Source organism: Pseudomonas sp. FW305-E2 (genome assembly GCF_058782925.1).
Genome location: NZ_JBYSYE010000001.1, coordinates 121,072 through 128,171 on the forward strand (window position 1 = coordinate 121,072; position 7,100 = coordinate 128,171).

General features: G+C 62.1%; 8 protein-coding genes and 1 pseudogene. 4 read left to right on the top strand and 5 right to left on the bottom strand.

Going from position 1 to position 7,100, the window contains the following annotated elements:
* The first annotated feature begins 119 nt into the window (after positions 1 to 119).
* Complete coding sequence (locus AC3WLP_RS00570; RefSeq protein WP_014756182.1) at positions 120 to 1,427, top strand: substrate-binding domain-containing protein; 1,308 nt, start codon at positions 120 to 122, stop codon at positions 1,425 to 1,427.
* A gap of 134 nt (positions 1,428 to 1,561) precedes the next feature.
* On the opposite strand, the gene gorA is transcribed toward AC3WLP_RS00570, so the two are convergent.
* The 5 genes from gorA to AC3WLP_RS00595 all read right to left on the bottom strand — a co-directional run bounded on the left by gorA (position 1,562) and on the right by AC3WLP_RS00595 (position 6,089).
* The gene (gene gorA, locus AC3WLP_RS00575) at positions 1,562 to 2,917 is read right to left on the bottom strand and encodes a glutathione-disulfide reductase (RefSeq protein WP_014756181.1); all 1,356 of its coding nucleotides are present in this window, start codon (positions 2,915 to 2,917) and stop codon (positions 1,562 to 1,564) included.
* Positions 2,918 to 3,014: 97 nt separating this feature from the next.
* The gene (gene galU, locus AC3WLP_RS00580) at positions 3,015 to 3,854 is read right to left on the bottom strand and encodes a UTP--glucose-1-phosphate uridylyltransferase GalU (protein ID WP_010954649.1); all 840 of its coding nucleotides are present in this window, start codon (positions 3,852 to 3,854) and stop codon (positions 3,015 to 3,017) included.
* Positions 3,855 to 4,090: 236 nt separating this feature from the next.
* Positions 4,091 to 5,005: a c-type cytochrome gene (locus tag AC3WLP_RS00585; protein WP_088512351.1), complete on the bottom strand. Its 915-nt coding sequence runs from the start codon at positions 5,003 to 5,005 to the stop codon at positions 4,091 to 4,093.
* On the bottom strand, positions 5,002 to 5,652 hold the full coding sequence (locus tag AC3WLP_RS00590; RefSeq protein ID WP_012051912.1) for a c-type cytochrome: 651 nt from the start codon (positions 5,650 to 5,652) through the stop codon (positions 5,002 to 5,004). Before AC3WLP_RS00590 ends, AC3WLP_RS00585 begins: the two co-directional genes overlap by 4 nt.
* A 77-nt stretch (positions 5,653 to 5,729) precedes the next feature.
* A complete protein-coding gene (locus tag AC3WLP_RS00595; protein WP_012051911.1) occupies positions 5,730 to 6,089 on the bottom strand; it encodes a hypothetical protein in 360 nt (119 codons plus the stop codon).
* 159 nt (positions 6,090 to 6,248) lie between these two features.
* On the opposite strand from AC3WLP_RS00595, the gene AC3WLP_RS00600 reads away from it, so the two are divergent.
* The 3 genes and pseudogenes from AC3WLP_RS00600 to AC3WLP_RS00610 all read left to right on the top strand — a co-directional run.
* Positions 6,249 to 6,551, top strand: a complete 303-nt coding sequence (locus tag AC3WLP_RS00600) for a DUF1883 domain-containing protein (RefSeq protein WP_003250918.1) — start codon at positions 6,249 to 6,251, stop codon at positions 6,549 to 6,551.
* A 7-nt stretch (positions 6,552 to 6,558) separates the two neighbouring features.
* Complete coding sequence (locus tag AC3WLP_RS00605; RefSeq protein ID WP_012051910.1) at positions 6,559 to 6,729, top strand: hypothetical protein; 171 nt, start codon at positions 6,559 to 6,561, stop codon at positions 6,727 to 6,729.
* Between the two features lie 108 nt (positions 6,730 to 6,837).
* Positions 6,838 to 7,100: pseudogene (locus AC3WLP_RS00610) on the top strand (nitronate monooxygenase); the annotation flags it as partial.

Here is a 7,100-nt window from a genome sequence, read left to right on the forward strand (position 1 = left end):
CGCCCGCGCGGCGCACGATCGGGCAGGCGCTGCACGCTTGAAGGTGTACGCTCCCGTCACATTATCATCACGCCACTGTCGTAATCTGCCGGCCAATACTGTGCCATAGGCCACCCGGCATGCTCCGCCTGCTTGTCTTGCTGCTCACCTTGCTTCCACTAGCGACCTTGCCTGAGCCCCTGCACCTGCGTGTCCAAGGCTCCAACACCATCGGCGCGGCCTTGATGCCGGCGCTGGTGCAGGGGCAATTGCGCGCGCAGCAGGCCACCGCCATCGCACAACAGCCAGGCAAGGTCGCCAACGAGCGGGTGATTACCGCCCGCGACGTGCATGGTCAGCCCTTGCGCATCGACATTGCCGCCCACGGCTCAAGCACCGGCTTTGTCGCGCTGGGCCGTGGCGAGGCTGACCTGGCCGCCGCCTCGCGGCCGATCAACGACAGTGAAGTGCGCCAGTTGCAGGCGCTGGGCGACCTGCGCGCAGCCGGCGCAGAACAAGTGATCGGCCTCGACGGCGTCGCGGTCATCGTCCACCCTGACAACCCAATACCCCAACTGAACACCCGGCAACTGGCGGAAATTTTCTCTGGACAGATCCAGCGCTGGGAACAACTGGGCATACCTGGCGGGGCCATTCACCTGTATGCCCGAGACGACCGTTCCGGCACTTTCGAGACCTTCAAGGCACTGGTGCTGGAACCTCAGCACGCCGAAATTTCGGTCAAGGCCAGGCGCTTCGAGTCCAGCGACGAACTGGCGGTACACGTGGGTACCGACCGCCAGGCCATCGGTTTCAGCAGCCTGGCCGCCGTACACGGGGCCAAGGTGCTGGCGGTGGCCGAGGGCGACGCACCGGCCATGCTGCCGGAGCGCGCACGGGTGGCCAGTGAGGACTACCCGCTCTCGCGGCGCCTGTATTTTTACTTGCCAGCCAACCCCAAGCCCCAGGCCAAGGCCCTGGCCGACTTCGCTCAGAGCCCGGCCGGCCAGGCGATCATCGCCCAGCAGGGTTTCGTTTCGCAGCAGATCAAGGCCCTGTCTGTCGCCCCCCAAAGCGACATGCCACCGCGCTATCGCATCCTGGCCCTGCAGGCGCAGCGGCTGAGTGTGAACTTCCGCTTCCAGGAAGGAAGCGCGAGGCTGGACAACAAGGCCTTGCGCGATGTGCAGCGGGTGGCAGATTACCTGCGCCAGGCCGGGAAGCTGCAGGGCAAGGCAGTGCTGGTGGGGTTCGGCGACCCCAAGGAAACGCCCGGGCGCGCAGCCCTGCTCTCCCGCCTGCGTGCGCAAGCGGTGCGCCGCGAACTGGCGCGCGGTGGCGTGGAGGTGCTGCAGGTGACCGGGATGGGCGATGAATTGCCAGTGGCCGGCAATGAACAGGAGCAAGGCCGGCTGCGCAACCGGCGGGTCGAGGTGTGGGTGTATTGATCCGGCCTTGTACCCCCCCCTGAAGCAGCCTTGTGCTGCAACGAGGCCCGAATGACAGAAACATTCCGGTGTCAGCAAGGACCTCGTAGCAGCACAAGGCTGCGTCTACAGGCTGTACAGCAGGCTCCGCGTCATCAGCGAGTGACGGTGCGCATGGTCACGAACTCTTCGGCCGCCGTCGGGTGCACGCCGATGGTTTCGTCGAACTGCTGCTTGGTGGCACCGGCTTTAAGCGCAATGCCCAGGCCCTGAATGATTTCGCCAGCGTCAGGACCGACCATGTGGCAACCCAGCACCTTGTCGGTCTCGGCATCGACCACCAACTTCATCAGGGTCTTTTCCTGAATGTCGGTCAGGGTCAGCTTCATGGCCCGGAAGCGGCTTTCGAATACCTGCACCTTGTGCCCGGCCTCCAGCGCCTGCTCTTCGGTCAAGCCTACGGTACCGATGGGTGGCTGGCTGAACACCGCGGTGGGGATGTTCTGATAATCCACCGGGCGGTACTGCTCGGGTTTGAACAGGCGCCGCGCCACGGCCATGCCTTCAGCCAAGGCCACTGGGGTCAACTGCACACGGCCGATCACATCGCCAATGGCGAGAATCGAGGGCGCGGTGGTCTGGTACTGCTCATCAACCCGGATGTAGCCGCGCGCATCCAGCTCGACGCCGGTGTTCTCCAGGCCCAGATTGTCCAGCATCGGGCGCCGGCCGGTGGCATAGAACACACAGTCGGCGACCAGCTCGCGGCCGTCCTTGAGCGTGGCTTTGAGGCGACCATCTTCAAGCTTGTCGATGCGCTGGATGTCGGCGTTGAACTGCAGGTCGAGGCCGCGTTTTTCCAGCTCTTCCTTCAGGTGGGTGCGCACCGAGCCGTCGAAGCCGCGCAGGAACAGGTCGCCACGGTACAGCAGTGTGGTGTCGGCCCCAAGGCCCTGGAAGATGCCGGCGAATTCGACGGCGATATAACCCCCACCCACCACCAGCACGCGGCGCGGCAAGTCCTTGAGGTAGAAGGCTTCGTTGGAGGTGATGGCCAGTTCCTTGCCGGGAATGTCCGGTACCTGCGGCCAGCCACCGGTAGCGATGAGGATATGCTCGGCGGTGTAGCGCTGACCGTCCACTTCCACTTCGTTGGCACCCGTCAGCCGCGCGTGGCCCTGCAACAGGGTCACCCCGCTGTTGACCAGCAGGTTACGGTAGATGCCGTTAAGGCGCTCGATTTCCCGATTCTTGTTGGCAATCAGGGTGCCCCAGTCGAAATGCCCCTCTTCCAACGTCCAGCCGAAACCCGCGGCTTGCTCCAGCTCGTCGGCAACGTGCGCGCCGTATACCAGCAGTTTTTTCGGCACACAACCGACGTTGACGCAGGTCCCCCCCAGGTAGCGGCTTTCAGCCACTGCCACTCTTGCACCAAAACCGGCAGCAAAACGCGCTGCGCGCACACCACCGGACCCGGCGCCAATCACGAACAGATCAAAATCGAAGGCCATGTATTCACTCTCCCAGGCAGGCGTCCAGCATACCGCCGTTGGCCGCCGCAAACAAAAAAGCCACCCCGAAGGATGGCTTTGAGGCCAGCAGGGCTTATCAGTAAGCCTTGCCAGTCTTGTAGTAGTTCTCGAAGCAGAAGTTGGTCGCGTCGATGTAGCCTTCGGCGCCACCGCAGTCGAAACGCTTGCCCTTGAACTTGTAGGCAATCACGCAGCCATCCTTCGCCTGCTGCAACAGGGCATCAGTGATCTGGATTTCACCGCCTTTGCCTGGCTTGGTATTGGCGATGATGTCGAAGATATCCGGGGTCAGGATGTAACGGCCAATGATCGCCAGGTTCGACGGCGCGTCTTCCGGGGCCGGTTTTTCGACCATGTTGGTCACACGGAAGATGTCGTCGCGGATCATCTCACCGGCGATCACACCATACTTGTTGGTTTCCTGCGGGTCGACTTCCTGGATGGCGACGATCGAGCAGCGGTACTGTTTGTACAGCTTGACCATCTGAGTCAGCACGCCGTCACCTTCCGGGTTGACGCACAGGTCGTCCGCCAGCACCACCGCGAACGGCTCGTCGCCGATCAGTGGGCGGCCAGTGAGAATGGCGTGGCCGAGGCCCTTCATTTCGGTCTGGCGCGTGTACGAAAACGAGCACTCGTTGAGCAGACGACGAATACCGACCAGGTATTTTTCCTTGTCGGTGCCCTTGATCTGGTTTTCCAGCTCGTAGCTGATGTCGAAGTGGTCTTCCAGGGCGCGCTTGCCGCGCCCGGTAACGATGGAGATCTCGTTCAGACCCGCATCCAATGCTTCTTCAACGCCATACTGGATCAGTGGCTTGTTGACCACCGGCAGCATTTCCTTGGGCATGGCTTTGGTAGCAGGCAAGAAGCGTGTGCCGTAGCCGGCTGCCGGGAACAAGCATTTTTTGATCATATACGTCCTTACAAAAGGCTAGGCCTGTGGAATTCGGCGCAGTCTAATCAGGCGGCAGTCACCTTACAATGCCCCCGATAACGACCGTTGCCATCATAGAGATATCCCAGTGTAGATAGTTCCGGGGGATCGTAAATATTGCTGTCATACATGACCGTTGGATGACAGGGAAATCAGCGTGACGGTGGCGGCCTCTTCGACGGGCTCACGCGCCAAGAGGCCGCCACCGGTTTACCTCAGCTCCCCGTCCCTTGTCCGATCAGCACCCCATCAACCTGCTGACCATACAGGTTCACCCCATCATTGGCATGAAATTTCACCCGCGTTTTCTCGATGGATCCCTCTACCAACCGCGGGTCCTGTGGCCGCTCGTGGCGGTTGATCCACGCCGCCACGTCCCAGGCCTGCTGATCGCTGAGGCTGCCCGGCTTGCCAAGCGGCATGTTGTACTTGATGAACGACGCAGCGGTATTGATGCGGTGCATGCCGGCCCCCCAGTTGTAGGAGTCCTTGCCCCAAAGCGGCGGCATTACGTACTCGCCGGCGACCTTTTGCCCTTCACCGTTATCGCCATGGCAAATCGCGCATTGTTCACGGTAAACCTGCTGGCCGCGCTTGAAGTCATAACCACCCTTGGGTTGTGCCACCTCCGGATAACCACGTCCGGCAATCTCCACGCCGGTCGGCGCCTTGGTCGACAGCCAGTATGAATACACCGCCAGGGCCGTCATCTGCGGGCTGTCAGCGGCCGGCGGCTTGCCGTTCATGCTGAACTGAAAACACCCTTGGATACGCTCGGCGAAGGTGTTGACCTTGTCATTTTTCTTGCGATAGGCCGGATACATCGGGTAGGCACCCCACAGCGGCGCCGAATGCGCCAACCGCCCCTGATCGAGGTGGCAGTTACTGCAATTCATGCCGTTGCCCACCGCCTCGGGCATCAATCGGCGGGTGTCGACGAACAAGGAATGGCCTTCACGCACCATCTTGCCAAAGGCATTATCGGGCAACTCACGCTCAGCGGGCGGCACGAACTGCGGTGCAGCCTGCACACCGGGCACCTTCAACTGCGACTGGTCTTCCATGGCGATCGGTGTGGCCTGGGCGCTGCCCACGGCCAGCAGCAACAAGACGGGAATCAGGGTTTTCATGGCGTGACCTCCTGGCGGACGGGGCGGGCAAAGAACTCGGCAACAGCCTTGATCTCCTCATCGGTCATGGCCTTGGCCACGCCGACCATCAGCTGGTTGGGGTCATTGCTGCGGCTGCCGTCGCGCCAGGCATTGAGCTGTGCCACCAGGTAACTGGCGGGCTGGCCGGCCAAGGGCGGGAAGTGTTCGCCCACCCCGCCGCCACCCGGCCCGTGGCATTGCACGCAACCTGGAATCTGCCGGCTCCAGTCGCCGTACAGGGCCATGCGGGTGGTTGGGTCATCGGCAATCTGCTGGCGGTGCAGGTCGCCAGCGGGCGCTGCTGGCAGGCTGGCCAGGTAAGTACTGACGGCCTTGATTTCGTCGTCGCTCAGGGCCTTGGCCAAAGGTTCCATCACCGGCTGCTTGCGGCTGCCGTTGCGCCAGTCCTGCAACTGCTTGGCAAGGTAACCGGCCGGTAGCCCGGCCAAACGTGGAAAGCCGGCAGCCGCAATGCCCTTGCCGTCCGGGCCGTGGCAACCCAGGCAGGCCATGGCGGCGGGGTTGGCCCCACCCTGGGTGAAGACCTTCTGACCGTCAGCGGCATGTGCCGCGGGCCAGGCCAGGATCAGCAAGCTGCCGATCATCAAGCGTCTCAACGGTGTCATCACGAATCTCCTTTTCTTTTGTTATATGTTTAGGCTTAAAACATATAAGCAGAGAAAGGAGGAGCCGTTGCTTCAGATCAACTTCCGGAGATGCACTGCGTTGCCGCAGTGCGCACATCCCCAAGGCGCAGCGGGAAGTTATTCAGCCGCTCGTGCAGTTTGATGCTGCTGCCGCTGCCCCGCTTGTCGATATCCACCAGCGCCGCCGGGCCAGCACCTGAGGTGACTTTCTGCGGTACGATCAGCCGCAGGCCGTCGCCACGCTGCTCTTCGGTCAGCGGGTCACGCGTATCGGCAAGCTTCTCCTTTACGCAATCGGCATAGGCGCGCGGGCTCTTGCCAGAGATCACATCCATCGTTTCACGCGATTGCTCCAGCTCCGCGACGCTCACACAGCCACCGAGCGTCACCGACAACGCCGCCACCATCCACTTCATTTGCTGCACCTCTGCCTTCAAGAATTCGCTTCGACCACATCCAGGCGGTTTTGCTCCCTGCTTTGGCAGAATTATCTACGCCCGGCGATCAACGCGGCAGTGTAACGGCACATCGTGGTATCTTTTGCTTTTGCAGATCCAAACCTTGCGGAGCATCACATGAAATTCGTACACCAGCGCGAGCACCTCAACGAGGACGATATCGTCGTCATCGAGTGCTCCCAGCGCTGCAATATCCGCCTGATGAACGACGCCAACTTCCGCAGCTTCAAGAACGGCGGCCGTCATACTTACCACGGCGGCCATTTCGAGAAGTTTCCGGCGAAGATCACCGTACCCAGCACCGGCTTCTGGAACATCACCATCGATACTGTCACCACTCGCCCGATCTCGGTCACCCGCAAGCCAACGCTGACCCACAAGATCAAGATCATCCGCCGCTCGTCGTCGAAACTCAGATAAGGCCACCATGACCCAGACCATCAAGTACGTCATCAAATACAAGCTCGACGGCCAGCGTCGCTGGGATTTCGCGCTGATGCCCGATGCCTCGCAAGAGCAGGCCCTCGAGGCCCTGCGCAAGATCCATGGCGAGGACGCCGAGAAAATCAGCGACATCCAGGTCAGCAAGGCCCTCTAAGACTTGCCGCAAGCCCCCGCCGCATCGCTCGCCCCACGCAAGGAGAATCGCATGAGCCATTGGCCCGACCGCCGTATCCTCGATCTGCTGGGCATCGAGCTGCCCATTCTGCAGGCACCCATGGCGGGGGCGACCGGCTCGGCCATGGCCATCGCCGTGGGCCTGGCAGGTGGCTTGGGCGCCCTGCCCTGCGCCATGCTCAGCGGCGAACAGGTGCGCGCCGAGATCGCCGCATTCCGCGCCGGCTGCCCGGGGCGCCCGCTGAACCTGAACTTCTTCTGCCACCAGCCGCCAGCGCCCGATGCCGAGCGCGATGCACGCTGGAAGCAGGCACTTGAGCCTTATTACAGCGAAGTGGGGGCCGCCATCGC